21 protein-coding genes and 1 pseudogene are annotated in these 24,837 nt (G+C 71.9%); 9 read left to right on the top strand and 13 right to left on the bottom strand.

Features of this window, described 5'->3' with window-relative positions:
• Nucleotides 1–114 precede the first annotated feature (114 nt).
• Both ACIQGZ_RS25755 and ACIQGZ_RS25750 read right to left on the bottom strand, forming a co-directional pair.
• Nucleotides 115–993 carry a dioxygenase gene (locus ACIQGZ_RS25755; protein WP_402606022.1) on the bottom strand — a complete coding sequence of 293 codons (879 nt, stop codon included), beginning with the start codon at nucleotides 991–993 and terminating at the stop codon, nucleotides 115–117.
• Nucleotides 994–1,311: 318 nt separating this feature from the next.
• A complete protein-coding gene (locus ACIQGZ_RS25750; protein ID WP_402606020.1) occupies nucleotides 1,312–2,364 on the bottom strand; it encodes an NAD(P)/FAD-dependent oxidoreductase in 1,053 nt (350 codons plus the stop codon).
• Between the two features lie 187 nt (nucleotides 2,365–2,551).
• On the opposite strand from ACIQGZ_RS25750, the gene rpmB reads away from it, so the two are divergent.
• The 6 genes from rpmB to rpmF are packed head-to-tail and all read left to right on the top strand — an operon-like array spanning nucleotide 2,552 to nucleotide 6,120.
• Entirely contained in the window at nucleotides 2,552–2,788 is a 237-nt protein-coding gene (rpmB, locus tag ACIQGZ_RS25745; protein ID WP_402606017.1) for a 50S ribosomal protein L28, read from the top strand.
• A gap of 6 nt (nucleotides 2,789–2,794) precedes the next feature.
• Nucleotides 2,795–3,100 (top strand): 30S ribosomal protein S14, encoded by a 306-nt coding sequence (rpsN, locus tag ACIQGZ_RS25740; protein WP_402606015.1) that lies wholly within the window; start codon nucleotides 2,795–2,797, stop codon nucleotides 3,098–3,100.
• Nucleotides 3,101–3,160: 60 nt separating this feature from the next.
• Entirely contained in the window at nucleotides 3,161–4,348 is a 1,188-nt protein-coding gene (locus ACIQGZ_RS25735; RefSeq protein ID WP_402606012.1) for a CobW family GTP-binding protein, read from the top strand.
• Nucleotides 4,349–4,393: 45 nt separating this feature from the next.
• The gene (gene rpsR / locus ACIQGZ_RS25730) at nucleotides 4,394–4,639 is read left to right on the top strand and encodes a 30S ribosomal protein S18 (protein ID WP_402606009.1); all 246 of its coding nucleotides are present in this window, start codon (nucleotides 4,394–4,396) and stop codon (nucleotides 4,637–4,639) included.
• The gene (locus tag ACIQGZ_RS25725; protein ID WP_402606007.1) at nucleotides 4,636–5,892 is read left to right on the top strand and encodes a GTP-binding protein; all 1,257 of its coding nucleotides are present in this window, start codon (nucleotides 4,636–4,638) and stop codon (nucleotides 5,890–5,892) included. The genes rpsR and ACIQGZ_RS25725 overlap by 4 nt, the downstream gene beginning before the upstream one ends.
• A 57-nt stretch (nucleotides 5,893–5,949) precedes the next feature.
• Entirely contained in the window at nucleotides 5,950–6,120 is a 171-nt protein-coding gene (gene rpmF / locus ACIQGZ_RS25720; RefSeq protein WP_402606004.1) for a 50S ribosomal protein L32, read from the top strand.
• 57 nt (nucleotides 6,121–6,177) lie between these two features.
• On the opposite strand, the gene ACIQGZ_RS25715 is transcribed toward rpmF, so the two are convergent.
• Nucleotides 6,178–6,450: a DUF3761 domain-containing protein gene (locus ACIQGZ_RS25715; protein WP_402606001.1), complete on the bottom strand. Its 273-nt coding sequence runs from the start codon at nucleotides 6,448–6,450 to the stop codon at nucleotides 6,178–6,180.
• Between the two features lie 160 nt (nucleotides 6,451–6,610).
• Here ACIQGZ_RS25715 and soxR point away from each other — a divergent pair.
• Nucleotides 6,611–7,079: pseudogene (gene soxR / locus ACIQGZ_RS25710) on the top strand (redox-sensitive transcriptional activator SoxR).
• 3 nt (nucleotides 7,080–7,082) lie between these two features.
• Here soxR and ACIQGZ_RS25705 read toward each other — a convergent pair.
• From ACIQGZ_RS25705 to ACIQGZ_RS25680, 6 genes are all read right to left on the bottom strand, one after another.
• Nucleotides 7,083–8,147 (bottom strand): ABC transporter substrate-binding protein, encoded by a 1,065-nt coding sequence (locus ACIQGZ_RS25705; RefSeq protein WP_402605998.1) that lies wholly within the window; start codon nucleotides 8,145–8,147, stop codon nucleotides 7,083–7,085.
• 233 nt (nucleotides 8,148–8,380) lie between these two features.
• Nucleotides 8,381–9,754, bottom strand: a complete 1,374-nt coding sequence (locus tag ACIQGZ_RS25700) for an MATE family efflux transporter (protein ID WP_402605995.1) — start codon at nucleotides 9,752–9,754, stop codon at nucleotides 8,381–8,383.
• 1 nt (nucleotide 9,755) lies between these two features.
• Nucleotides 9,756–13,331, bottom strand: a complete 3,576-nt coding sequence (locus tag ACIQGZ_RS25695) for an SDR family NAD(P)-dependent oxidoreductase (RefSeq protein ID WP_402605993.1) — start codon at nucleotides 13,329–13,331, stop codon at nucleotides 9,756–9,758.
• The gene (locus ACIQGZ_RS25690) at nucleotides 13,328–14,182 is read right to left on the bottom strand and encodes an ACP S-malonyltransferase (RefSeq protein ID WP_402605990.1); all 855 of its coding nucleotides are present in this window, start codon (nucleotides 14,180–14,182) and stop codon (nucleotides 13,328–13,330) included. The genes ACIQGZ_RS25695 and ACIQGZ_RS25690 overlap by 4 nt, the downstream gene beginning before the upstream one ends.
• Before the next feature lie 88 nt (nucleotides 14,183–14,270).
• Complete coding sequence (locus tag ACIQGZ_RS25685) at nucleotides 14,271–15,311, bottom strand: hypothetical protein (protein ID WP_402605988.1); 1,041 nt, start codon at nucleotides 15,309–15,311, stop codon at nucleotides 14,271–14,273.
• A gap of 20 nt (nucleotides 15,312–15,331) precedes the next feature.
• Nucleotides 15,332–16,324: a hypothetical protein gene (locus ACIQGZ_RS25680; RefSeq protein ID WP_402605985.1), complete on the bottom strand. Its 993-nt coding sequence runs from the start codon at nucleotides 16,322–16,324 to the stop codon at nucleotides 15,332–15,334.
• A gap of 893 nt (nucleotides 16,325–17,217) precedes the next feature.
• Here ACIQGZ_RS25680 and ACIQGZ_RS25675 point away from each other — a divergent pair.
• Both ACIQGZ_RS25675 and ACIQGZ_RS25670 read left to right on the top strand, forming a co-directional pair.
• Complete coding sequence (locus ACIQGZ_RS25675) at nucleotides 17,218–18,969, top strand: ABC transporter permease (protein ID WP_402606035.1); 1,752 nt, start codon at nucleotides 17,218–17,220, stop codon at nucleotides 18,967–18,969.
• Nucleotides 18,970–19,048: 79 nt separating this feature from the next.
• Nucleotides 19,049–20,428 (top strand): nitrate/sulfonate/bicarbonate ABC transporter ATP-binding protein, encoded by a 1,380-nt coding sequence (locus ACIQGZ_RS25670; RefSeq protein WP_402605982.1) that lies wholly within the window; start codon nucleotides 19,049–19,051, stop codon nucleotides 20,426–20,428.
• Nucleotides 20,429–20,468: 40 nt separating this feature from the next.
• Here ACIQGZ_RS25670 and ACIQGZ_RS25665 read toward each other — a convergent pair whose 3' ends face one another.
• The 4 genes from ACIQGZ_RS25665 to ACIQGZ_RS25650 all read right to left on the bottom strand — a co-directional run bounded on the left by ACIQGZ_RS25665 (nucleotide 20,469) and on the right by ACIQGZ_RS25650 (nucleotide 24,830).
• Nucleotides 20,469–20,885: an ArsR/SmtB family transcription factor gene (locus ACIQGZ_RS25665; protein ID WP_402605981.1), complete on the bottom strand. Its 417-nt coding sequence runs from the start codon at nucleotides 20,883–20,885 to the stop codon at nucleotides 20,469–20,471.
• A gap of 385 nt (nucleotides 20,886–21,270) precedes the next feature.
• Nucleotides 21,271–22,770, bottom strand: coding sequence for an alpha-N-arabinofuranosidase (locus ACIQGZ_RS25660; protein ID WP_402605979.1), 1,500 nt, complete (start codon nucleotides 22,768–22,770; stop codon nucleotides 21,271–21,273).
• Nucleotides 22,771–22,905: 135 nt separating this feature from the next.
• The gene (locus ACIQGZ_RS25655) at nucleotides 22,906–23,808 is read right to left on the bottom strand and encodes a carbohydrate ABC transporter permease (protein ID WP_402605977.1); all 903 of its coding nucleotides are present in this window, start codon (nucleotides 23,806–23,808) and stop codon (nucleotides 22,906–22,908) included.
• Nucleotides 23,808–24,830: a carbohydrate ABC transporter permease gene (locus ACIQGZ_RS25650; RefSeq protein ID WP_402605975.1), complete on the bottom strand. Its 1,023-nt coding sequence runs from the start codon at nucleotides 24,828–24,830 to the stop codon at nucleotides 23,808–23,810. The genes ACIQGZ_RS25655 and ACIQGZ_RS25650 overlap by 1 nt, the downstream gene beginning before the upstream one ends.
• Between the last annotated feature and the right edge of the window lie 7 nt (nucleotides 24,831–24,837).

Here is a 24,837-nt window from a genome sequence, read left to right as displayed (position 1 = left end):
CACCCCCCAGGTCATGCCTTCGACAGGGGGCAACAGTCATGCCGGGCCCGGAGGCCAGCGGCCCCGTTGCGGAGCCGCGGAAAACATAACGGGGCAGTGGGGCGCGTGACACCTTCAGTGCTCCTTGGGGGCCAGTACGAACGTCCGCTCCGCCGTCTGGAACGGCTCGTCCACACGGGTGCCGTCCGGAGCGGTCTCCCCCGCGTCGTGCGGGACGAAGTCCACCACCAGCGACCGCCTGACCCCGAAGACCGCGTCCCGTTCCACATAGGGGTCGTCGCTGCGGACCAGCATGGTGATCAGTGGTTCGAAGCCCTCGGCGTGGAACCAGAAGTGCAGGTGCTCCGGGCGCATCGGTGACCGGTTCGCGGCACGCAGGATCTCCCCGCACGGTCCGTCGGTCGGAACCGGGTAGTAGCGCGGGGCCACCGACCGGTACCAGAACCGCCCCTCGTCGTCGGTGGTCAGCAAGGCACGCATGGCCAGCCGGCCGTGCAGCTTGCCCGGCATCTGCACGTCGTAGAAGCCCTCCCCGTCGCTGTGCCAGGTGTCCACCCTGGCGCCGGCCACGGGGTTGCCGTCCGGGTCGAGCACCCGGCCGTCGAAGAACAGCGGAGTCCCCCCGACCCCGCCGGAGATGTCCGATCCGTTCTGCGCCGTCGGGCGGCCTTCGACGTAGAAGGGGCCCAGCAGCGTGGAATCCGTCACCGACCCGACACCCGGATGGTGGATCAGGTCCACCAGGACGCTCAGGCCCAGGAGGTCGGACAGCAGGACGAACTCCTGCCGGGTCGGAGTGCAGGTCTTGCCCACGCGTTCAAGGAAATCCATCGCCTTGAACCACTCCGCACCGGTCAGCCGCACCTCCCGCGTGAAGTCGTGCAGGTGCTGCACCAGGCGGATGAACAACTCCTTGACGCGCTCGTCCTCCGCACCGTCGAAGGTCTTCCGCACCGCTTCGGTGATCGACGTCTCCGTCAGGTCGATGGACATCGCCGCTCTCCTGTCGTCCAAGGGCCACCCCGCGCCGGACCATCCTGCGCTGCCGGCGGACCTTGGCCGATGACCCGACGAGCGAACTACCGCGATTCGCCCGACAGCGACCACGGACCTCCACCGACTGGCGTAACGCGTCCCACCGCCGACCACACGGGCGTGGACGAGGACACCCCCGCCGGCGGCCAGCGCGATCCGGCCTGGACCTGCCTCAGGTGTCCTCGACCACGCACCGACTCCCGCCGGCCCCCGGATCGGCGTGGCCGCCGCCGGGCTTCCCCGGGGCGGCCCGACCGGGCTGCTACGGGCCTGGGGTCACAGGCCGTGCCGGCGGTCGCCGAGCACCCGTGCGCAGACCTCCCGCTCCGCCTGCGGGGAGAAGGGGGAGCGGTGGGCGGCGACGGCTCGGCGGGTGTCCTCGGCCACCAGGTCGGCGTTGATCCCGCCGCCGGCGCGCACCCCGTCGGCGGCGGCGCTGATGACGGTGCCGGTCGGGTCGGCGGCGTTGCCGGCCACCCACACCCCCGGTACGCCGGTCGCCCCGCCCGGGTCGCAGGCGACCCGGCTGCCGATCGGCTGCCCGGCCACCTCCTGTGCGACGACCTCGACGCCGAGGCCGGTGAAGACCCCGGCGCGGGCGGTGAAGAGCGGCGCGACGACCAGGGCCAGGCAGGGGACCTCCCGGCCGTCGGCCAGGGTCACCCCGGTGAGCCGGTCGCCGGTCACCGCGAGGCCGGTCACCTCCCCGGCCACCACGGCGATGCCCCGGGCGGCCAGTTGCTCGTACGCGTCGTCGCCGGGCGTGGGCGCGGTGTGCGAGAACAGCGTCACATCCTGGCTCCACTGCCGCCAGAGCAGCGCCTGATGCACTGCCAGCGGTCCGGTGGCCAGCACGCCGATGGGCAGGTCGCGGACCTCCCAGCCGTGGCAGTACGGGCAGTGCAGCACATCGCGCCCCCAGCGCTCGGCCACCCCCGGCACCGGCGGCAGCTCGTCCACCAGGCCGGTGGCCACCAGCAGCCGGCGCGCCGTGACCGCGCTCCCGTCAGCGAGGAGCACCCGGAAGCCCCCGGCCGCCAGGCGCTCGACCGATGCGACCTCGCCCTGCCGGATCTCGCCGCCGTACCCCGTCACCTCCTCGCGGCCGGTGGCCAGCAGCCCCGAGGGCGCCATTCCCTCGCGTGCCAGGTAGTTGTGGATGTGCGACGCCGGGGCGTTGCGCGGCCGGCCGCCGTCGACCACCAGCACCGAGCGGCGCGCCCTGGCGAGGGTCAGCGCCCCGCTCAGCCCGGCGGCGCCGCCGCCCACGACCACCACGTCATAGTGCCGCTCCCCGCCGGCGGGGACGGCAGGCGTGTGCTGTTCCAACTGTCCAGTCATATCGACATACCTCCGTTCAGGGGGACAGTGCGCCTGCGGCTCATCGCTCGGCAAGCTTCCTTGCCGACCCGGCAAATCGGCCAGCCGGAGCCGCTCAGGGTGGCAGTTGGAAATGAAAACGATTTTCGCTAATGTACTGCCCACGGCACCACCACCGCACGACCCCGGAGGCCCCATGTCCGCCCACTGCCAGCTCACCGGCCGCAAACCCGGCTTCGGCAACGCCATCTCCCACTCGCACCGCCGCACCCCCCGCCGCTTCGACCCCAACATCCAGTCCAAGCGGTACTGGCTGCCCAGCGAGGGCCGCAACGTACGGCTGACCCTCAGCGCCAAGGGCATCAAGACCGTGGACCGGATCGGCATCGAGCAGGCGGTGGCCCTCATCCGGGCCCGTGGCGGAAAGGTCTGAACTCCCATGGCCAAGCAGAGCAAGATCGCCAAGAATGAGCAGCGCCGCCTGATCGTCGCCCGCTACGCGGAACGCCGGGCCGAACTCAAGCGCATCATCGCCCGCCCCTCGTCATCGGCCGAGGAGCGCGAAGCGGCCCAGCGCGAGCTGCGCCGCCAGCCCCGCGACGCCAGCGCCACCCGGCTGCGCAACCGCGACTCCGTCGACGGACGCCCCCGGGGCTACCTGCGGACCTTCGGCCTCTCCCGGGTCAACCTCCGCAAGCAGGCCCACGCCGGCTTCCTCCCCGGCGTACGCAAGTCCAGCTGGTAGCCCCACCGTACGCACCACCCGCGCGGCCACCGCCGCGCGAGACCCCGAAAGGAAGCCCCCGTGTCCCAGGACACACGACTGCCCGTCGTCGTCGTGGCCGGACTGCACGAGCCGGCCCGCCACCAGGCCGTCCAGGAACTGCTGTACACCGCAGGCGACGCCGTCGTACTCCACCACGACCTCACGGACGTCGACAGCGGCCGGGTCCGCCGCGACCTGCGCACCGCCGACGGACCGCCGAGCCGGACCCACACCGACTTCACCAACGACTGCCCCTGCTGCGCCCTGCGCGAGGACCTGCTGCCCGAGCTGCTGCGCATCGCCGACACGGGCAGCCACCGGCTGGCCATCGTGGAGCTGTGGGGCGGCAGCGACCCCCACCCCGCCGTCGAGATGATCGCCGGCGGCGAGGTCGGCGGGCGGGACGCGGCCGACTCGCTGGAGGTGGCCGGGGTGGTCACGGCCGTCGATCCGCTGCTGCTGCTCCCGCAGCTGTCCGTCCCCGACGAGCTGCGCGAGCACCGGCTGCACACCAGCACCGACGACGGCCGGACCCTGGCCGAGGCCCTGGCCCACCAGATCGAGTACGCCACCGTGCTGGCCGTCCCCCGGGCCGCCGACGCGGCCGGCGCCCCCGAGCTGCACGCCGGGCTGGCCATGCTGCGCCAGCTCCACCCGCTGGCCCGCGCCGTCCGGCTGGGGAGCGGCGCGCTGACCCGCGCGGCCCTCGCCGGGTTCGACGTCCCGGCGGCCCGGGACCGCGTCAACCCGGCGCTCGCCCTGCTGCCGCAGGACCACGACGAAGCGGGCGTCGCCACCCTGCTCTGGGAGCGCCGCCGCCCCCTGCACCCCGGCCGGTTGTACGACGCGCTGGAGCAGCTGGTCCCCGCCGCCCAGCGCAGCCGGGGCCGCTTCTGGCTCGCCAACCGGCCTGGACTGATGCTCGCCTGGGACGCGGCCGGCGCCAACCTCGCCGTCGAGGACTGCGGACCCTGGCTGACCGCGCTGACGGACCGCCAGTGGGAGTCCTACCCGCCGCAGCGCCGCGCGGCGGCGGCCCTCGACTGGCACCCGCTGTACGGCGACCGCGTCCAGCAGCTCAGCTTCACCGCCGAGGGCCTGGACACCGACGGCATCACCGGCCTGCTGGACTCCTGCCTGCTCACCGACGACGAGCTCGCCGCCGGACAGCAGGGCTGGTGCGCGCTGCCGGACGCCTTCGAGGACCTGCTCGCCCCGACGGCCTGAACCAGGCCGCGCACCACCACCCGACCAGAAGGACCGGAACCACCCGTGCCCAAGCGACCCGCGCACCCCAAGGACCGCCGCCTCCGCCCCAATCCGCTGGAGGCGGCGGGCATCACCTTCATCGACTACAAGGACACCGAGCTGCTGCGCAGGTTCGTCTCCGACCGGGGCAAGATCCGCAGCCGCCGGGTCACCCGGCTCACCGTCCAGCAGCAGCGCCGGATGGCCACCGCCATCAAGAACGCCCGCGAGATGGCCCTGCTGCCCTACGCCTCGGGCACCTCCCGATGACCGCACCGGCGACCGCACCGGCGACCGCACCGGCGACCGGCTCCGTACCGACCCGGCTGCCCGTCACCGTGCTCTCCGGCTTCCTGGGCGCGGGCAAGACGACCCTGCTCAACCATGTCCTGCACAACCGGGACGGCCTGCGGGTCGCCGTCATCGTCAACGACATGAGTGAGGTCAACATCGACGCCGCGCTGGTCCGCGACGGCGGGGCGGCCCTCTCCCGCACCGAGGAGCGGCTGGTGGAGCTGACCAACGGCTGCATCTGCTGCACCCTGCGGGACGACCTGCTGGAGGAGGTCGACCGGCTCGCCCGCGCCGACCGCTTCGACTACCTGCTGATCGAGTCCAGCGGCATCTCCGAGCCCATGCCGGTGGCCGCGACCTTCGCCTTCCCGCGCGACGACGGCGCCACCCTGGGCGACCTGGCCCGGCTGGACACCATGGTCACCGTGGTGGACGCCGCCAACTTCCTGCCCGAGCTGCGCGGCGGCGACGAACTGGCCGAGCGCGGCCTGGACCAGTACGAGGACGACGAGCGCACCGTCAGCGACCTGCTGATCGACCAGGTGGAGTTCGCCGACGTCATCGTCCTCAACAAGACCGACCTGGTGACCGCCGCCGACGCCGACCGGCTGCAGGCGGTGCTGGGCCGGCTCAACCCGGCCGCCCGCGTGGTCCGTACCGAGCACGGCCGACTGCCGCCGGCCGACATCCTGGGGACGCACCGCTTCGACCTGGCCCGCGCGCAGGAGGCACCCGGCTGGGTCGCGGAGCTCAACGGCGACCATGTGCCGGAGACAGAGGAGTACGGCATCTCCAGCCTGGTCTTCCGCGCCGACCGGGACTTCCACCCGGGCCGGCTCTGGGACCTGGTCGCCCACCGGCTGGACAGCGGTGAGTTCGGTGCCGTGCTGCGCTCCAAGGGCTTCTTCCACCTGGCCACCAGACCGGCGGTCACCGGTCTGTGGTCCCAGGCCGGCGCCGTCGCGCGCTTCGAGCCGTCCGGGGTGCGCCCGGCCGACGGCGACGAGGCGACGCGCCGTCAGGAGCTCGTCTTCATCGGGACCGGTCTGCGGGCGGCCGAGCTGGAGGCCGCGCTCCGGCACTGCCTGCTGGACGACGCCGAACGGCACCCGGCCCGCGATGAGGACCCCTTCCCCGCCTGGGACCCCCACGGCCTGGGCAGCGACCCCGACCACGACCACAGCCACGACCACAGCCACGACCACGCACAGCGGCCGGTCGGCGCCTGAACCCGCCGCCAGCCCGCTGACCCAGCCCGCTGACCCAGCCCAAGGAGCAGAGCCGCCATGGCAGTCCCCAAGCGCCGCACATCCCGCAGCAACACCCGGCACCGCCGGGCCCAGTGGAAGGCGACCACCCCCGACCTGGTGCCGATCGTCGTCAGCGGGACGCGGTATCTGGTGCCCCGCCGCCTCGTCCGCGCCTACCAGCGCGGTCTGATCGCTCCCGACTCCTGACGCCCTGCCGCACGCCGCCCCGCCCGGCCGACAGCCGGACGGGGCGCCGAGCGCGGCCTACTTGTACCAGTAGCGGACGCCCTTGTGGTGCGAACAGGTCCCCCGGAAGTGCGCGGAGTAGCTGTAGGTGCCGTCCTTGCACTTCGCCGTCGCACCCTTGGGGTGCTTGCTGTTGGCCTTGCAGGTGCCCGTCGTGTGGTGCGCGCAGTGCTTGACGGCGGCCTTGTGCGTGAGGTGGACGGGTGCGGCCTGGGCCTGCCCGACGGCGGGGACGAGCAGCGCGGCGGCGGCGCCGAGGGCGACGGCCGCGGCGCGTACGGTACGGAACAAGGTGGGTACCCCCTGGGATCGGTGAAGGCACCGATCATGGCGGTGGGGCGCTCGGCCAACCAGAAGGATTGTCGGATCGTCATCCGATGGTGATCTCTCCCCAAGCATGACAAAGCGTCGGACCGCCCAGCCGGAGCGGTGCAACCGCTGGCGTGGCGGCATGCCCACGCCGACCACCGCCCAGCGATCCGAGGCCACCATCGGTGAGCCGGCGCAGTGCAGCGGCGTCCCCGCGTCCGCACTGCGCTTCTACGAGCGCGAAGGACTGGTCCGCAGCCGCCGCACCACCGGGAACCAGCGCCGCTGCACCCGGGACCCGCCGCGCCGGGTGACCTTCGTCCGGATGTCCCCACGGGTGGGCATCCCGCTCTCCGCCATCCGCGACGTCCTCGGCCTGCTCCCGCAGGAGCGCACACCCACCCGGGAGGACACCCACCCGGGAGGACGGGGACCAGGTCTCCCGCCGCCGGCAGGACGACCTCAACGCCCGGATCGCCCGGCTGGAGCAGCTGCGCGACCAGCTGACCGACTGCATCGGCTGCGGCTGCCTGTCGATCGACCGCTGCGCGCTGGCCGACCCGGGCGACATGCTGGGCCGCGAGGGCCCCGGCCCCCGCCGCCCGGCGTGAACGTCAGCGGGAGGAGCGGATCTTGGCGCAGGCGTCGGCGATGAAGTCCAGGAGGCCGAGCGCGCCGCTGTAGGAGGAGGGGAACAGCAGGTCGGTGGTGTAGACGTGACCCGCGCGGGCGGCGGGCAGCTTCTTCCACAGGGGCTGCGCCAGCAGGGGCTCGCTGCCGACGGCGACGGAGAGGATGACGTCGGCGGCGCCGAGCTGCCGGGTGATCGTCTCGTAGGACAGCTCGTGGCCCCAGTAGTTGGGGCCCTTCGCGCCCGCGTTGCCCAGCTTCGCGCCCAGCGCGGTGAGGATGGCGGACGGGTCGCTGCTGGGCAGGTACCGGTAGAAGGTCCCGGGTGCGGCCGCCTGGACGACCTCCCAGCGGCAACCGGTCAGCTCGGCCGCGTACTGGGCCTTCACCGTGGCGAGCCGGGCCGCGTACGCGCGCTTCAGCGCGTTGAGGCGGTCGTTGCGGTCGACGGCGTCGGCGAAGGCGGTGCTGGCCTGCTCCCAGGGGATGACGCCGTCGGACGTCCGGACCGCGTAGGTCGGGGCGATGGCGCTGAGCTTCCGGTACAGGGCGGCGTCGAGGTAGGTGTCGAAGGCGATCACCAGGTCGGGCCGGAGTGCGGCGATCTTCTCGATGTCGAAGGCACCGTACGCGCCGACGGTCGGCAAACCCGCCACCGTGGTGCGGTACTTCGGCAGGACGACCTGCGTCTCGCCCTCGTCGGTGCCGACGGGCGTCAGCTCGACATCGAGAAGCGTGCTGAGCGCCGCCTTGCTCAGGGCGACGACCCGGCGCGGATTCCTCGGCAGCCGTACGGTGCCGTACGCGTCCGTCAGGTTCCGTGGCGCGGCCGAGGTGGCGGGGGCCGCGCCGCCCTGGACGTCGTTGCCGCAGGCCGACAGGCCGAGCAGTGCGCCGGCGCCCGCCACACCGCCGAGGAAGCCGCGCCGGGTCAGCGCGGCGACGATCTCGGTGAACTCCGCGTCCGTCTCCGCATCGGACTTCGGGGCGGTCTTCGGGGCGGTCTTCGGGGCGGTCTTCGCCGGGAGGGTGACCAGTTCCAGAATCATGGCTGACGTCCTGTTCCACGGTTTCGCTGCGCTCGCGGGCCGGGGTGCGGTGCGGACCGCCCGGCTCGTACTTAGGTCACCCTAACCTAACTTCTCGGTGCCAGGTATCCCTGCGGTGCGTACGGCGCCGGGCCGGGCGCGGTGCCTCGGTGCGGCCGGGTCCGCAGCGGAACCCCGGCTGCGGCAGGGCAGGAAGCGGCGCGGCAGGATGTCGCTGACGGACCGTGACCGGATCAGCTTGTGCTCCGACTGCCCGACTTCGCCAGGGGGCTGCCTTCTCCGCCACGGTCGCGCGCGGTCACCGCCTGCCGGGTGGCCAGCAGCGTGTAGCCCAGTCCCACGGCCCAGCCGATCACCGCCGCCCACATGACGCCGTCGACCCCCCAGGCGTGGCCCAGCGCGTACGACAACGGCAGCCGGACCACGCCCAGCGACGTCACCGTGCAGATCAACGGCACGACGGCGCGGGCGATGCCGTTGAACCAGCCGTGCAGCACGACCGTCAGCGTGTAGCACCAGAAGAACGGTGCCGTGATCAGGATGTACCGCTCGGTGATCAGCCGGGTCTCCGGGTTGCCGGAGAACAGCGCGGCGATCGGCCCGCGCTCCGCGAGCAGCAGCAGGGACACCACGGCGGTGAGCGCGATGCCCAGCCAGACGGTGTGCCGGATTCCCTCGCGGATACGCGCGGACTGGCCGGCGCCGGTGTTCTGCGCGGTGAACATCATCAGCGCGCCGGACAGATTGAGGAACAGCACGCTGGTCAGCAGCTCCAGCCGGGAGACGACGGTCAGCGCCGCGAGGGCCGACTCCCCGAACGGAGTGATGATCCACACCAGCACCAGTACGCCGACGCCGATCAGCAGGTACTGCACCGCCATCGGGGCGCCGATCCGCAGGCCGCGTCGTACCTCGGCGCGCACCGTGGCAGCCGTGACCTCGGCTGCCACCGCCGGACGCCGCCGCTGCTCGCGCACCAGGAGCGTCAGACCGGTCACCGCGCTCAGCGCGTTGGCGGCCAGCACGGCCAGCGCCGCGCCCGCGATCCCCAGCCGCCAGGGGCCCACGAACAGCCAGGCGAACACCGCGTTCAGCGCGCTCGCAGTGATCATCAGGCCGGTGGCGCGGCGGGCGTCACCCCGGCCGATCAGGACCGTGCACACCGCGCCGAGCGTGTAGATCGCGAGCATGCCCGAGCAGAGCGTCACCAGGAAGGTGCGGGCCTCGGCGGCAACCGCGCCGGTCACGCCCGCCAGCGTCAGCAGCGGCCCCGCGCCCAGTACCGCCGCCACGGCGCAGAGCACCGACCACACCGCGGTGCAGACCGCGAGCGCCAGCAGCGCGTTGCGGTCGTCGCGCCGCCCGGCGCCGGTGAGCTGCCCGAGCCGTACGGCGAACGCGCCGGAGACACCGGTGAACAGCGAGCTCAGGATGGAGTACAGCGGCTGTCCCGCGCCCATCGCGGCCAGCCCGGTGACGCCCACGTACCGCCCGACGACCGCGCTGTCGACCAGCAGGTAGCCCTGCTGGAGCAGATTGGCCAGGGCCAGCGGGGCCGCGATCCCGACGATGCCGGTCAGGATCGGGCCCCGCGTGAGGTTCGGCACGTCACTCCCCGGGCGTGGTCAGCAGGTCATCGAGCCACGCGTCGTCATCGCCCGACGCGTCCGTGTCGTCGTACTTGGTCTCGATGAGCCGGGCGACGGCGACTATGGTGCGCTCGCTCATCAGGTCAAGGGTGTCGAACGGGCGGCCGAGGCAGGCGGAGATGTTGTTGCCGATGGTCAGCGCCATGATCGAGTCACCGCCCAGATCCCGGAAGTCGGCGTGCACATCGATCGTCGGGTGGCCGAGGGCGTGCGCCAGGCAGCGGCCCACCATCCGCTCCCGCTCGGTGTACTCGCCGTCCGGCCGCCCGGTGAGCTGCACCTCGGTGGCGTCCAGAGCCTCGCGTACGCGTGCGTTGCTCTGCTTGGCCCGCTCCGTGAGCGCCGCCGTCGCCGTGCCGATCTTCTCCTCGATGTCCGGGGAGAGGGTCACGCTGTACGTCGGCAGTACGCTCATCAGCTCGCTGCTGTAGTTGATCTCACCGGCGAAGAACCCCGTCCGGTCCCCGCGCAGGGCCGCCTCGATCAGGTCGAGGCCGACCCGGGTGCGCAGCGAGCGGAACACCAGGTCCTCGTTGGTGCCGGCGGCGACCGCCATGCCGACCTCCCGCCAGGCCACCCACTGGACGCTGACCACTCGGTGCTCCGGTGTGTTCAGCGTGCGGGCCAGGTGGTCCAGGTAGAGGTTGGCCGCCGCGTAGTCGGCCTGCCCGAGCGCCGGGAACACCGCGGCCACCGAGGACATGTGCAGCACGAAGTCGGGCCGGTCGGCCCGGGTCAGATGGTGCAGCAGAAACGCGCCGCGCAGCTTCGGCCGCAGCACGGACGCGAACTCGTCGGCGTTCCGGTAGGCGATGAGGTTGTCACCGGGCACACCGGCGGCGTGCACGATGCCGTCCACCCGGCCGTGCTCGGCGCGGATCGTGGCCAGCGCGGCCGCCAGCGCGGCCTCGTCGGCGACATCGGCGGCCACCGGGTGCACGGTGGCGCCGAGCGAGGTGATCTCGCGGACCGCCGTGACCCGCGCCGAGGCGGGGTGCCGTGGATCGGCGGCGACCGCGTCCCACTCGGCCTCCGGCGGCAGGGCGGTGCGGCCGAGCAGATACAGGTGGATGCCGGGGGCGCCGGCCGCGAAGTGCCGGGCCGTCTCCAGCCCGATGCCGCCGAGACCGCCGGTGATCAGGTAGGCGCCGCCGGGGCGCAGGTACTCGTCGCGGACCGCCGGAATCTCCGTCAGCTCGGCGAAGGACTCGCGGTACTTGTCCGTGCCGCGCAGCGCGTACACGCCGGCCTGCGTGGCCAGGATCTCCTCGCGCAGCAGCGAGGCCGGCACCGCGTCGTCGACATCGAGCAGCCGCACGGTCAGATACGGGTACTCCCGGGCGATCGCCTTGGCCAGCCCGGCCAGGGCCGCGTGCTCCGTGACCGGACCGGACTCACCGGGGACCACCGCCAGCGCCCGCCGGGTCAGCACCACGAGCTCGATCCCCGCGCCCGCCTGCATCAGCGCCTTCGCCAGCCGGAAGAGGCCGATCAGGTGCTCGTCGAGGCGGCGGTCCAGCTCCGCGGGGTCGGCTGCCGGTTCGGCGTCGAAGGCGAGCGCGTACACCAGGTGGGTGTACCCCTCGTCGACGAGTTCGTCGGCGAGCCGCTCCAGTTCGGCGTCCGTGACATCCGGCGTACGCAGCACCGCGCCAGGCGGCAGGACGGCGGCCACGGCGTCGGCGGTGGCCGGGTCGACCAGGGCCATCACCCGGGCCGACGGGTCGCCGGGCTCCGCGAGCGGCGTCGGCGCGAACTCCACCTCATGGGTCACCGGGTGCTTGACCTGCGGCGCGGCCAGCGCGAACCGGTCACGCCACGTCTCGGGGAAGTCGATCCAGGCGCGGGTCTCGTCGAACTCGTACGGCGGCAGGTGCACGGTCCGCGGCCGCTGTCCGTCGTACGCTGCGCGCAGGTCGAGCTCGGCGCCGCCGGTCCAGCCGCGGGCGGCGTCGGTGCCGGCGGCGTCCGGCACTCCACCGGCCTCGGTGGCCGCCAGCGCCGCCCGCAGCGCGGCCAGGTCCGCGACCGTGTACGCGAGCCGGTGCTTGTACCCGGCGCGGGAGACGTTCGACGTCCAGCACACGTCCCGGATGCTGCCGCCGATCCGGCCGTCGTCGATCGCCTCGCGGTAGCGGGTGACCAGCCGGCCGAGCGACGCCGGGCTCTGCGCGCTGAGCGTGAACAGGTAGGGCGGCCGGCCCTCGCCCGACTCGGCCGGCGCCGCGATGAACTCCTCCAGCACGACATGCGCATTGGTCCCGCCGAGGCCGAAAGCGCTGACCCCGGCGCGGCGGGGGCCCTCCCCGTCCGGCCACTCGCGTGCTTCCAGCGGCACGTACACCGGACCGTCGTTGAGGTCGATCGCGCTGTTCGGCCGCGCGTAGTTCGCCAGCGGCGGGATCACCCGGTGCCGCAGCGCGAGCGCGGCCTTGATCACGCCCATCACGCCCGAGCCCTCGAAGAGGTGGCCGATGTTGGCCTTGACCGTGCCCACCGCGCAGAACCGCCGGTCGTCGGTCCGCGCGGCGAACGCCCGCCGCAGCCCCTCGAACTCGATCGGGTCACCGACCCGGGTGGCGGTGCCGTGCACCTCCAGGTAGCCGATCGAGCGGGGGTCCACCCCCGCGTCCCGCCAGGCGGCCTCCAGCAGGTCGGCCTGGGCCCCGGCGTCCGGCGCGGTCATCATCTCGGACCGGCCGTCGTGGTTGACCGCACTGCCCTTGATGACCGCGTACACCTGGTCGCCGTCCGCCAGCGCCCGGTCCAGCCGCTTGAGCACCACCGCCCCGGACCCCTCACCGAAGCCGGTGCCGTCCGCGCTCTCGTCGAACGTACGGGTCACGCCGTCGGACGACTCGATGCCGATCCGGGTGTGCGGGTGCCGCATCGGCGCCATCACGACCCGGGTGCCGGCCACCACGGCCATCTCGCAGTCGCCCAGCAGCAGCGCCGCCTTGGCCTGGTGCAGCGCCAGCAGCGACGCCGAACAGGCGCTGTCGATCACCATGCTGGGACCGCGCAGGTCGAACAGGTACGACAGCCGGTTGGCCAGCATCGTGACGATGTTGCCGGTGAGGCCGAGCTGCCCCAGCGCGGGGTCGACACGGCAGAAGTACTCCAGGTACGACCAGCCGGGGTTGCCGGCGTAGCCGACGTACACACCGGTGCGGCTGCCGGCCAGCCGGTCGCCGGTGTAGCCGGCGTCCTCCAGCGCGCGGTACATCGTCCGCAGGATCAGCCGCTGGTGCGGGTCGGTGACGGCGGCCTGCTTCGGGGTCATGCCGAAGAAGGCGTGGTCGAACAGGTCCACCCGGTCCAGGAAGCTGCCGTCGTGGAACGCGATGTCCTCGGTGTCCGGCACCAGCACCGATTCCCAGTGGTACTGGAGGTAGTCCTCGACCTCCCGGCGCCGCTGCGCCGGGAACGGCCGGGTGAGGCTGCGGCCGGTGCGGACGACGTCCCAGAACGCGTGCTGGTCCGGCGCGTCCGGCACCTCGACGGACAGTCCGACGACAGCGATGTCCGTGGTCATACGCGTTCCTCCGTTGGCTGTGCCGTGATCCGTGCGATGAAGGCGGTGAGGGTGGTGCCGTTGACCTCGTCGAAGTGGTCGACGCCGGCCGCGCGCAGCGCCAGGACGGTGCGCACCCACTCCACCGGGCGGTGGATCTGCTTGCTGAGCAGCCCGACCGCCTGATCCGGGTCGAACTCCGTGCCGGAGACGCTGGACATCACCGGTGTGTGCCCGGCGCGGAAGTCGTACTCGCGCAGGACCGCCGCGAACGCCCGGCCGGCCGAGGCCATGAGGGGTGTGTGGAACGGGCCGCTGACGGCCACCGGCAGGACCCGGACGCCCGGTCCGCGCAGCGCCTTGACCGCGAGCGCCAGCTGCGGCCGGTCCCCGGCCACCGTCACCTGCTGGTCGCTGTTGCGGTTGGCGACGTGCACCAGGTTGAGCCCGGCACTGCGCAGCGTCGACTCGACCCGCGCCGCGCTCAGCCCGACCACCGCGACCATCGCGCCCTGGGTGATGCCGGCCATCAGCTCGGCGCGGCGCCGGACCAGCGCCAGGCCGTCCATCAGGTCGATGACGCCGGCGGCCACCAGCGCGTTGAACTCGCCCAGGCTGTGCCCGGCGAAGTAGTCGTACCGCCGGCCGGCGCGCTCAAGGTCCAGCCAGGACAGGGCGTTGACGAGGAAGACGGCCGGTTGCGCGTAGCGGGTGTCAGCGAGCCGGTCCTCGGGGTCGTCGCGGCACAGGTCTGCCACGGGATAGCCGAGCAGCTCGGACGCGGCCGCGGTCTGCTGCGGGTACCGCTCGAACAGTCCTTCTCCCATGCCTCTGCGCTGTACGCCCTGGCCGGGGAAGACCAGACAGTGCATTCGTGGACGCTCCTTCTCAAGCGGTGGGCGTGGCTCAAGCGGTCGGTGTGGCTCAAGCGGTCGGTCTGGCTCAAGTGGTCGGTGTGGCTCAAGCGGTCGGTGTGGGGACCCTGCGGTAGCGCAGGCCGTCGTGGCTGCCGCTGAGGCTCTCCCGGGTGAACACCAGGGCTGACGCGCCCGGTCCGAAGTCGACCACCTGGTCGGGCCGGCAGTCCTCGATCGCGGCGCGGAGCGTGCTGGGCCAGTCCAGCGGGCGGCACACCGCATGGGCGAGGACGTCGGGCAGCAGGTCGCCCCGGTGCTGGAGGTTGACCGGCGCGTCGGCGACGTACACCGGCATGGCCAGCTGGTCGCCGGTGAGCGGGAACGTCATGAAGTGCCGGTCCTCCAGCGCCGCACGCACCGCCGGCGCCAGCAGCGGCGTGTGGAAGGGCGCGGTGCTGCGCAGGTAGGCCCAGCGCACCCCCGGCTCGGCCAGCCGCCGCGCGTGCCTCGCCCGAAGGTCGGCGAGGTCGGCCGGCTCCCCGGCCAGCACATGCGAGCGTTCGGAGTTGGCGAGAGCCAGGTGCACCGGGGAGCCGGACACCAGCTCGCGCATCTCCTCGGCCGGCACGCCCAGCACGGCCGCCATCGGCCTGGCCGCATCCGTCTGCGGCGGTGCCAGTTGATGGCAGCGGATCAGCGTCAGCGCGGTCATCGCGATCACGTCGTGGCAGAACGCCGTGTACTGCCGGCGGTTGGTCATCCTCAGCCCCGCGACCGTCGCGCCGATCAGGCCCATGCTGTGGCCGATGGCGGCCACCGGCGCGGGCCGGTCGCCGTTCGCGCCGCCGATGGCGGGTTGCAGCAGGCACAGATGGTAGATGTGGGCGAACAGACCGTCCACGATGGAGTGCTCCAGGGCACCCGCGTCCGGCGGGTCGCCGCGCAGCCAGGCGGTCAGCGGGATGCCGCCGGGCAGCTCCCGGCGGTAGGCGTCCGCGCCGACGTGGTCCAGGACGCGCGCCACCGCCTCGGCCGCGGTGGTGAAGTACCGCGCGTTCTCCGGCCGTGCGTAGAGCGCTCGCAGTGCGGCGAGCGGCGGGCCTTGCATCCCCGCCATGCCGCTGAACAGGTACAACTGTCGCACGCTTCTCCCGTGGTGTGCGGCTACCGGCCGCTGAGGGCGGTCGGCAGGATCTGCGGAAGGCCGGCCGCCTCGTCGCGGAGAAGCCGCGCCGCCTGCTGCTCGCGCAGCCGCAGGTGCGCGAGGCCGCGGCGGATCTGGTCCGCCGACAGCGCTTGCAGCCCGGTCTGGAAGGCGCTGACCCGGTCCGACAGCACGGCGGCCAGCTGCGCGATGCCGGCGTAGGCGGCGCGAACCTGCTCGCTGTGCCGGGTGTGCGCCAGGAACCGGCAGAACATGGCCCGTGAACCGGCCAGCAGCGCCAGGCTGTTGACGCCGGGCGCGCGGTACAGGGCGGTGACCGAGGCGCGCTCCATGACAAGGTTGTCGCCGATGACGTCATAGAGTTCGAAGCCGTCGCGGAAACCGGCGAGGAACGCGCGGTACGCGGCCTCGAACCCGTCCCGGTCGGGGTCGGACACCTGCCGGACGGTGGCGCAGCCGGTGAACCAGCGTTCGGGCTCCCGGGCGTAGCCGTCGCGCACCACGTCCCAACCCACGGTCAGCGGGAAGTACTCGTGGTCGTCGGCGACGTTGTCGACCAGCAGTACGTCGGTGGTGCTCGCCCCGCAGACCAGGAACGAGTGCAGCAGCTCGTACTCCTCGGGGACCGTGCCGACCTGGCGCATGAACTCCACCCAGTAGGGGAAGTGGTGCCGGGGCGCGTAGAAGAGCACCGGCTGCCCCAGGGCGAGGAACTCGGCCAGGCCGGATTCGAAGTGGGCCAGGTCCACGGTCTCGGCCGAGAGCACCTCGAACCCGAGCAGGCGCAGGTCGCCATCGGTCACATACGGGGTGTCGAACGCCCAGCGGTCTCCGCCGCGCAGGTGGCAGTGGCGGTAGATGGCCGAGGTGGAGCCGAGCGCCCCGTACATCAGCAGGTCGGACCAGGGGGTGCAGCCGCCGACGTACGCCAGGAGTTGGCTCTTGCGGCAGTGCAGGTGGTTGTTCGGATCCTGGGTGCGGATCCGGTCCACGCTCGGTAGCCTGGTCATCCGGTCGACGGAGGCGCGCGGCAGGGACGCGCGGACGGACCCCGCAGGACCCGGTCGGTGGATGTTCGGCAGCGACGCAGGCGACCGTTCATTTGTTCGCATGGTGTGGCACACGATGGCAGCGCTGTCTGTACCCGGTCAATGAAAACCATAGGGATTCGGCCATCCGCCGGGGTTCGACGCAACTCGGCGGGCTGGCGCTTGAATTCGGGCGCTGAGCTGGGCGAACGCAAGTGGGCACACCGATGGGCGGATCGCTGGGCGGTGGCGTCTGTGCTGGTCGGAGCGGTGCGGGGGTGGGGCGCGATTCGTCCTGAGTGACGGTGCTGCTGTGGGTGTTGGCCACCCGAGAGGCTCATGCGACTCGACCGCCTGCGCGCCGACCTCGTGCGGCGACAGGCGTACGCCACCGGCGCGCACCATCGCGGGGCGCGCCCGCCTACCCACCCGACTATTTGCGTATCGGCGCAATAAAGTGCCACACTGCTCGCGGCAACGCCCCCGGTGCGTACCGGGCCGGGGTGCCCGCCGGTCCGCACGGATACCGGGCCATATCGGGCACGGACATCGGGCCACGGATACCGAGAAGGGAGGCAGCCATGGGAGGCGACCCTCATAGTCCCGGCTGCCTCGCGGGCAGTCACCGCAGCCACAGCAGCAGCGCACCTGCCTGAGGTCTCGCCTCACACGCGGCCTCCGGTGCGACGCCCGGGTGTGCCCACGGCGGTCGGCTCCACTTGCGCCCACCACCCGATGGCCCCCTCTTCCCTGTCCTCCTCCCGGCGCTGACGGTCGCCACCGCGCGCCTGCCCCGGACCGGTGCCGCCGCGTGCCCGCGGCCCGGTCGGGCCCACGGTGTTAGGGGTGTCCCCATGATGTTGCCCACGCGGCCCGCGGTCTCCCGGGCCTCACTGCCGGCCCGGGTCACCGGTCGGCTCGCCCGCCTGTCCTGGGTGGACGTGGTGGTGGCCGCGGCCGTGCTGGTGGTCCTGTACCTGGGACTGCGGGTCGGCCGGGGCGCCACGGTCTCCTTCAACCCGGCGCAGGTGACCAAGGTGGACACCGACCCGGCGAAGCTGCCGTACTACGCGGCGCGCAGCCTGCTGCGGATGTTCGCCGCGCTGGCCCTGTCGATAGCCTTCACCCTGGTCTACGCCTACACCGCCGCGCGGAGCCGCCGCCTGGAGCGCGTGCTCATCCCGGTCCTGGACATCCTGCAGTCGGTGCCGGTCCTGGGCTTCCTCACGGTGGCGGTGAGCGGGTTCATCGCGCTCTTCCCCGGCTCGCTGCTGGGCCTGGAGTGCGCCTCCGTGTTCGCGATCTTCACCTCGCAGGCGTGGAACATGACCTTCGGCTTCTACCACTCCCTGATCACCCTGCCCCGGGAGCTGGACGAGGTCTCACGGAGCTTCCGCTTCACCCGCTGGATGCGGTTCTGGAAGATCGAACTCCCCTCCGGAGCGATCGGCCTGGTGTGGAACGGCATGATGAGCTTCGGCGGCGGCTGGTTCTTCCTGGTGGCCTCCGAGGCGATCAGCGTCTCCAACCACCGGTACGCCCTGCCCGGGGTCGGCTCGTACGCCGGGACCGCGATCGCCGACGGCAACCTGGGCCAGGTCGGCTGGGCCGTGGTCACCATGGCCGTCATGGTCGTCGGCGTGAACTTCGTCTTCTGGCGGCCGCTGACCGCCTGGGTGGAGCGGTTCAAGAACGAGCAGTCCGAGGCCACCGACGTCCAGCGCTCCCTGGTCCTGGACTTCCTGCGCCGCTCCCACGGGCCGCGGCTGCTCGGCCGTGCCGTCCGCCCGGTCAGCGAGGTGCTCGGCCGGGCCGGCCGCGTCTTCGGCACCGACGACCAGCCCCTCACCGTCCACCCGGCGCGCCGCCGCGCCGGCGACATCGTCTTCACCCTGGCCGCCGTCGGGGTCGTCGGCTGGGGGCTGGCCGACCTGCTGAGCTACCTCCACGACCGCACCGGCCTGGGCGTCTTCAGCGAACCACTGCTGCTGGGACTGGCCACGCTCGCCCGAGTGATCGTGCTCGTGGCCGTGTCGACCGTGGTGTGGGTGCCGATCGGGGTGAAGATCGGCTTCTCACCCCGGCTCGCCCGCATCGCCCAGCCCCTGGTGCAGATCCTGGCCAGCTTCCCGGCCAACTTCCTCTTCCCGCTGGCCACCTGGTTCTTCCTGCGGACCGGCCTGTCGATCAACATCGGCGGCGTACTGCTGATGGCGCTCGGCGCCCAGTGGTACATCCTCTTCAACACCATCGCCGGGGCCATGGCCATCCCCTCCGACCTGCGCGAAGCCATGGACGACCTCGGCGTCACCGGTTGGCAGCGCTGGAAGCGGCTGATCATCCCCGGCGTCTTCCCCGCCTATGTCACCGGCGGCATCACCGCCTCCGGCGGTGCCTGGAACGCCTCCATCGTCTCCGAGATCGTCACCTTCGGCGGCACCACCCTCACCGCCACCGGCCTGGGCGCCTACATCGCCCACGCCACCGAGGCCGGCGACTACCCGCACCTGCTCGCCGGGGTCGCCGTCATGAGCCTGTACGTGGTGGGCCTGAACAGGCTGCTGTGGCGCCGGCTGTACCGCCTCGCCGAGACCAGGTACTCCCTGTAGCGACCGGCCCCGCCGTAAAGACCCGCCCGCCGTAAAAGACCCGCCATGACCGCCCGCCAAGCGCTGGAAGGAGCCTCCCATGGCCCCGCGTACCGCCCCCGTCCAGAACGCCCCCGGCCCCGCCGACGGCGAGGTGCTGCTCGCCGCCCGCCGGCTCACCAAGTCCTACGCGGGCGCCGACGGGGAACTCCCGGTCCTCGCCGGCATTGACCTGGACGTCAGGGCCGGCGAGATCGTCGCCCTGCTCGGCAAGTCGGGCTCCGGCAAATCCACCCTGCTGCGCTGCCTCGCGGGACTCATCCCGGCCAGCTCCGGCACCGTCACCTACCGGGGCACCCCGCTGCGGGGCGCCAACCCGGGCACCGCCATGGTCTTCCAGACCTTCGCCCTGCTGCCCTGGCTCACCGTCCAGCAGAACGTCGAGCTGGGACTGGAGGCCCGCGGCGTCCCGCCCAGGGAGCGCGCCGACGCCGCACTCAAGGCCATCGACCTGATCGGCCTCGACGGCTTCGAGTCCGCCTACCCCAAGGAACTCTCCGGCGGCATGCGCCAGCGCGTCGGCTTCGCCCGCGCCCTGGTCGTCGAGCCCGACGTACTGATGATGGACGAGCCCTTCTCCGCCCTCGACGTGCTGACCGCCGAGAACCTGCGCGGCGAGCTCATGGAGCTGTGGGCCTCGGGCCAGTTCCCCACCCGCGCCATCGTGCTGGTCACCCACAACATCGAGGAGGCCGTCCTGATGGCCGACCGCATCGTGGTGCTCGGCTCCCGTCCCGGCACCCTCAAGGCCACCTTCGACGTCCCGCTGGAGCGGCCCCGCGACCGCAACGCCCCCGAGCTGGACGCCCTGGTCGACGCGGTCTACCAGGTCATGACCGGCCGGGAGAAGGACACCGCGCCCCGGCTGCCAGGCCGTCCGGCGGAGACCGCCAAGCGCACCCCGGCCTCCACCCCGCTGCCCCAGGCCAGCGTCGACGGACTCTCCGGCCTCGCCGAGATCGTCGCCCAGCACGGCAACCGCTGCGACCTGGCCGACCTCGCCGATGAGCTCGGCCTGGAGATCGACGACCTGCTGCCCCTGGTCGACGCCCTGGACCTGCTCGGCTTCGCCCTGGTCACCGAGGGCGAACTCCTGCTGACCCCCAGCGGCTCCGCCTTCGCGGGCGCCGACGTCCAGACCTCGAAGAAGATCTTCGCCCAGGCCGGAGTCGACGCGCCGCTGGTCCACCTCATCACCACCAGCCTCCAGCGCGCCGCCGACGGCACCCTGCGGGCGGGCTTCTTCCGCGACCTGCTGGCCCACCACTACACCAGCGAACAGGTCACCCAGCAGCTGGAGACCGCCACCGACTGGGGCCGCTACGCCGAGCTCTACTCCTACGACGCCGGCCCCGAGGAGTACCGGCTGGACGAGGGAGCCGCCCAGCGCGCCCCCGGTCCCCAGCAGCGCTCGGCCTGACCGGGCGCGCCGCCGCCAGGGCGGGGCACGCCTGGGACGCTCACGTCCCCGGCGCCGGCTGCGGCCGCAGCCGGGCCGCGGCGGCGCGCACCGTCGCGGCGGCGGCGGCCGCCGGTGCGGCGTCCCCGGACGGGCCGTCCCCGTCCCCGTCCGGTGCGGTCCGCGAGGCGAGCACCGCCCCCTCCAGCAGGCTCCGGACGTGCGCGGTCGCCGCCCGGTAGAAGATCCGCGTCCCCTCGCGGCGCGAGGCCACCAGCCCCACCGCGCGCAGCCGGGCGAGGTGCTGCGAGACCGCTGCCACATGGGCGCCGACCAGCTCCGCCAGCTGCCCCACCGAGTGCTCCTGCTGACATACCGCCCAGAGCACCTGGAACCGCGTCGGGTCCGCCACCGCCTTCAGCACGGCGACGGCCTGATCGACACCTGGGGCACCCGGAGGTGGAGCTTGCACGTCCATGCAAACACCCTAACGGGCGGGTGCGGCGCCGTTCATCCGCTGGTCGGCGCTGCGGCCGGTCGGCGGCTCGCACGCCCTTCCGGGCAACCGATCAGTTGGGCACGGCCCGGTGGAACGCCAGCAGCCCGGCCGTCAGCACCGCGAGCGCGGGCGGCACCCGCCCCCGCGTCCAGGCCGACCGGGCCCTCGCATCCCCGTCACATCGGTACCCGGAACCCGCCATCCGGGTCCCCGTACCCACCGCCGGGCGAGACGGCCGCCGGCCCCATGACCTGTACCCGTGCTGCCGTCATCGGCTGACCGCCCCCTCCGGGACGCATGCGCCGTCCTGCTGCCCGAGCCCCGGCGGCCGACCCGGGGCGCCGGGGCTGCTTCGGGTAGTCGCTCAGCGGAGGGCGATCGCCGTCCACGACACCGGCGGCAGCTCGACGGTGAGCACGCCGTCCGCGAGTGCCGCGCTGGTGTTCACGGACGGGGTCACCCGGTGCTGCTCGGTGAGCGTGTTCTTCGCGTACACCTGGGAGTCGGCGAGCGTGGCCGCCTCGACGACGCGCGACGACCCGAGACCGCGTACGTCGATCGTGACCTGCGCGGCCTCCGTGCGGTCGCGGTTGACGAGGAAGACCGCGGCCCGGTCCTCGTCGACGGTCGCGACGGCGTCGATGACGGACACCTCGCCGTGGCGCGCCGTTTCGTACGTCGGTGCCTCGATCACGGGCCGGATCACCTCGCCGGAAGCAAGCCGGCTCGTGATCGAGAACGGGTAGAAGGTCGTCTGCCGCCAGGCCGGGCCGCCGGGCTCGGTCATGATCGGCGCGATCACGTTGACCAGCTGCGCGAGCGATGCCGAGGTGACGCGGTCGCTGCGCTTGAGGAGCGTCATCAGCAGGTTGCCGACGACGACGGCATCCGCCACCGTGTAGACGTCCTCAAGCTGCCGAGGGGCGTAGCGCCACTCGCTGTTGACCTCCTCGGACTCCTGGTGCTCCTTGAGGTACCAGACGTTCCACTCGTCGAAGGAGATGTTGATCTTCTTGTTCGAGCGTTTCTTGTATCCCACGTGGTCGGCGGTCGCGACGACGGTGTCGATGAAGTAGTCCATGTCGACCGCCGAGGCGAGGAAGGAGCCGAGGTCGCCGTCGTGCTCCTGGTAGTACGCGTGGCAGGAGACGTAGTCGACATGGTCGTAGCTGTGCTCGAGTACCGTGCGCTCCCAGTCACCGAATGTCGGCATACCGGAGCCGGAGGAGCCGCAGACGACGAGTTCGAGGTCCTTGTCGGCCATCTTCATCGCGGCGGCGGTGCGGGCGGCGATCTTGCCGTAGTCGTCCGCCGTCATGAAGCCGGTCTGCCACGGTCCGTCCATTTCGTTGCCGAGGCACCACATGCGCACGTTGTGCGGGTCCGGCGTGCCATGGGCGATGCGCAGGTCCGACAGCGCCGTGCCGGACGGGTGGTTGGCGTACTCGAGCAGGTCCAGGGCGGGCAGGATGCCTCGCGTGGCGACGTTGACCGCCAGCATCAGCTCGGAGTCGGTGAGCTTGAGCCACCTGGCGAACTCGTCCAGGCCGACCTGGTTCGATTCGAGCGAGTGCCAGGCGAGGTCGCGGCGCACCGGGCGCTTCTCGCGCGGGCCGACCGAGTCCTCCCAGCGGAAGCCCGAGACGAAGTTGCCGCCCGGGTAGCGGATGGTCGTGCTGCCGAGCTCCCTGACGAGTTCGACGACGTCCATGCGGAACCCTTCGTCGTTCGCGCTCGGGTGTTCCGGCTCGTAGAGCCCGGTGTACACGCAGCGGCCGAGGTGCTCGACGAACGAGCCGAAGGTGCGGCGTCGGACAGGAGCGACGACGGCCTTCCTGTCGAGTTCGATGTGGGCGCGGGGCAATTCAGTGGTCCTTGTCGGTGCGATGGTGCGGGGCGGGCCGCGGGCAGAGCGACGCCGCCGAACAGCGGCCTGCCCCCGCCGCAGGCACGGCAGGGGCAGGCGTGGGACGGTCCGGTGCAGGTCCTGGAGCCGGTCTCAGCCCTTCACGGCACCGGTGAGACCGCCGACGATCTTCTTCTCGAAGACCGAGAAGAAGATCAGTGCGGGCAGCATGGCGAGTGAGGTGAACGCGAGGACCCTCGCGGTGTCCGTGGAGTACTGCGAGGAGAACGCCTGGACGCCGAGCGGCAGGGTGAAGTTCGCCTGCGAGTTGAGGACGTACAAGGGCAGGACGTAGTTGTTCCAGCTGCCGATGAACCCGAGGATGCCCACGGTCACCACACCGGGCAGCGACAGCGGGATCACCATGCGGAAGAAGAATCCGAGTCGGCTGGCGCCGTCGATCGAGGCGGCCTCCTCGAGCTCGTTCGGAATGGCTCTGAGGAACGGCACCAGGATGATGACGGTCGTCGGCAGGCCGAAGGCGATCTGCGGGATGATCACGCCGAACAGGTTGTCGACGAGACCGAGGTTCTTGACGACGATGTACAGCGGGGTGATCGCGATGACCAGCGGGAACATCAGGCCGGCCGCGAACAGGGAATACATCGCGCCCTTGAACTTGAAGTCATAGCGCGCGAGCACGAAGCTCACCATCAGTCCGAGGACGACGGTCCCGACGGTGCTCACGAGTGCGACGATGACGGAGTTCGCGAATTCGCCCCAGAACGTCGTCGACTTCAGGACGTCGATGTAGTTGCTGACGACCCAGGGGTTCGGCAGGGCGGCCGGATTCGTGGTGATCTGCGCATTGGTGCGGAATCCGCCCAGCACGATGTAGAGCACCGGTGCGACGCAGATCCCGATGAAGAGCAGCGCGACGAAGTAGGTGAAGGGGTTCCCCCACTTCTGCGGCTTGTCACGATTCCCACGACGGCCGACGGGCGCATTCGGCTTCCCGGCGGAGGACAACCAGGAGCTGGCGCTCGTCGCGCTCATCAGACGGTTCCTTCGGTGACGGCGCCCTTGAGATCACGGCGCAGGACGAAACGCTGGTAGATCAGCGCGACGATGAGCGAGATCAGGAACATCACGACCGCGATGGCGTTGCCGTAGCCGTAGTTGCCCGCGTTGCGGCCCTGGGCGAGCATGTAGATCGCCATGGTCGAGGTGCCCGCGGTGCCCGAGACGTACTGACCCCAGATGATGTAGACGAGATCGAACAGCTGCAGCGAGCCGATGATCGACAGGAACGCCCAGATGCGGATCGTGGGCCCCAGCAGCGGCAGCGTGATGCGGCGCTGGATCTGCCAGTAGGAGGCACCGTCGAGCTCAGCGGCCTCGAAGAGCTCCTCGGGGATCGACTGCAGGCCGGCGAGCATCAGGATCACCGCGAAGCCGAGGTACTTCCACGTGATGATGGCCATCAGCGTCCAGATGGCCAGCTTCGGGTCGGAGAGCCATTCGGCCTGTAGGAAGCCCAGGCCGATGTGGTGCAGCAGGTCGTTGACGGCGCCGGTGCTCGTGAGCATCAGGCTCCAGCCGGTGCCGACGATGACCTCGGAGATGATGTAGGGCACGAAGATCAGGACCCGGATGATCGAGCGGCCGCGGATCTTCTGGTTGAGCAGGAGGGCGAGGATGATCGCCAGCGGGCCTTGGATGACCAGGGAGAGCACCATGATCAGGCCGTTGTGCCACAGCACGTGCTGGAACGCGGGGTCGGTGAGGATCAGCTTGTAGTTGTTCAGACCGACCCAGTCGGTGGGCGCGCCGTAGCCGTGCCACCGGTAGAAGCCGTAGTACGCAGCGAGCGCGACCGGGAAGATCACGAATGCCAAGAACACAATGATCGCCGGTCCGGACAGGAGCGCGATCTCGAGTCGCATCTTGGCACGGCCGCGGCGGCGCGCAGCCGCTCGCGGCGAAGCCGGGGACGCGGACTTGGCCGCGCCCCCGACTCCGGGCGTGCCCTGCGACTGGCGGCCGGTGGCCGCGTCAGTACCCAGGGTGTCGCTCATTGTCTGC

The organism is Streptomyces sp. NPDC092296 (assembly GCF_044755465.1).
Classification (GTDB): Bacteria; Actinomycetota; Actinomycetes; order Streptomycetales; family Streptomycetaceae; genus Peterkaempfera.
Note: the sequence above shows the minus strand (reverse complement) of the source record. Positions and strands in the feature narration are given on the sequence as shown.

Bases quoted from the DNA above. Each gene is read 5' to 3' on its own strand.
- ACIQGZ_RS25755 (WP_402606022.1), bottom strand. From the start codon at position 993: ATGTCCATCGACCTGACGGAGACGTCGATCACCGAAGCGGTGCGGAAG.
- rpmB (WP_402606017.1), top strand. From the start codon at position 2,552: ATGTCCGCCCACTGCCAGCTCACCGGCCGCAAACCCGGCTTCGGCAAC.
- rpsN (WP_402606015.1), top strand. From the start codon at position 2,795: ATGGCCAAGCAGAGCAAGATCGCCAAGAATGAGCAGCGCCGCCTGATC.
- ACIQGZ_RS25725 (WP_402606007.1), top strand. From the start codon at position 4,636: ATGACCGCACCGGCGACCGCACCGGCGACCGCACCGGCGACCGGCTCC.
- rpmF (WP_402606004.1), top strand. From the start codon at position 5,950: ATGGCAGTCCCCAAGCGCCGCACATCCCGCAGCAACACCCGGCACCGC.
- ACIQGZ_RS25705 (WP_402605998.1), bottom strand. From the start codon at position 8,147: ATGATTCTGGAACTGGTCACCCTCCCGGCGAAGACCGCCCCGAAGACC.
- ACIQGZ_RS25695 (WP_402605993.1), bottom strand. From the start codon at position 13,331: ATGACCACGGACATCGCTGTCGTCGGACTGTCCGTCGAGGTGCCGGAC.
- ACIQGZ_RS25690 (WP_402605990.1), bottom strand. From the start codon at position 14,182: ATGCACTGTCTGGTCTTCCCCGGCCAGGGCGTACAGCGCAGAGGCATG.
- ACIQGZ_RS25675 (WP_402606035.1), top strand. From the start codon at position 17,218: ATGTTGCCCACGCGGCCCGCGGTCTCCCGGGCCTCACTGCCGGCCCGG.
- ACIQGZ_RS25670 (WP_402605982.1), top strand. From the start codon at position 19,049: ATGGCCCCGCGTACCGCCCCCGTCCAGAACGCCCCCGGCCCCGCCGAC.
- ACIQGZ_RS25665 (WP_402605981.1), bottom strand. From the start codon at position 20,885: ATGGACGTGCAAGCTCCACCTCCGGGTGCCCCAGGTGTCGATCAGGCC.
- ACIQGZ_RS25655 (WP_402605977.1), bottom strand. From the start codon at position 23,808: ATGAGCGCGACGAGCGCCAGCTCCTGGTTGTCCTCCGCCGGGAAGCCG.
- ACIQGZ_RS25650 (WP_402605975.1), bottom strand. From the start codon at position 24,830: ATGAGCGACACCCTGGGTACTGACGCGGCCACCGGCCGCCAGTCGCAG.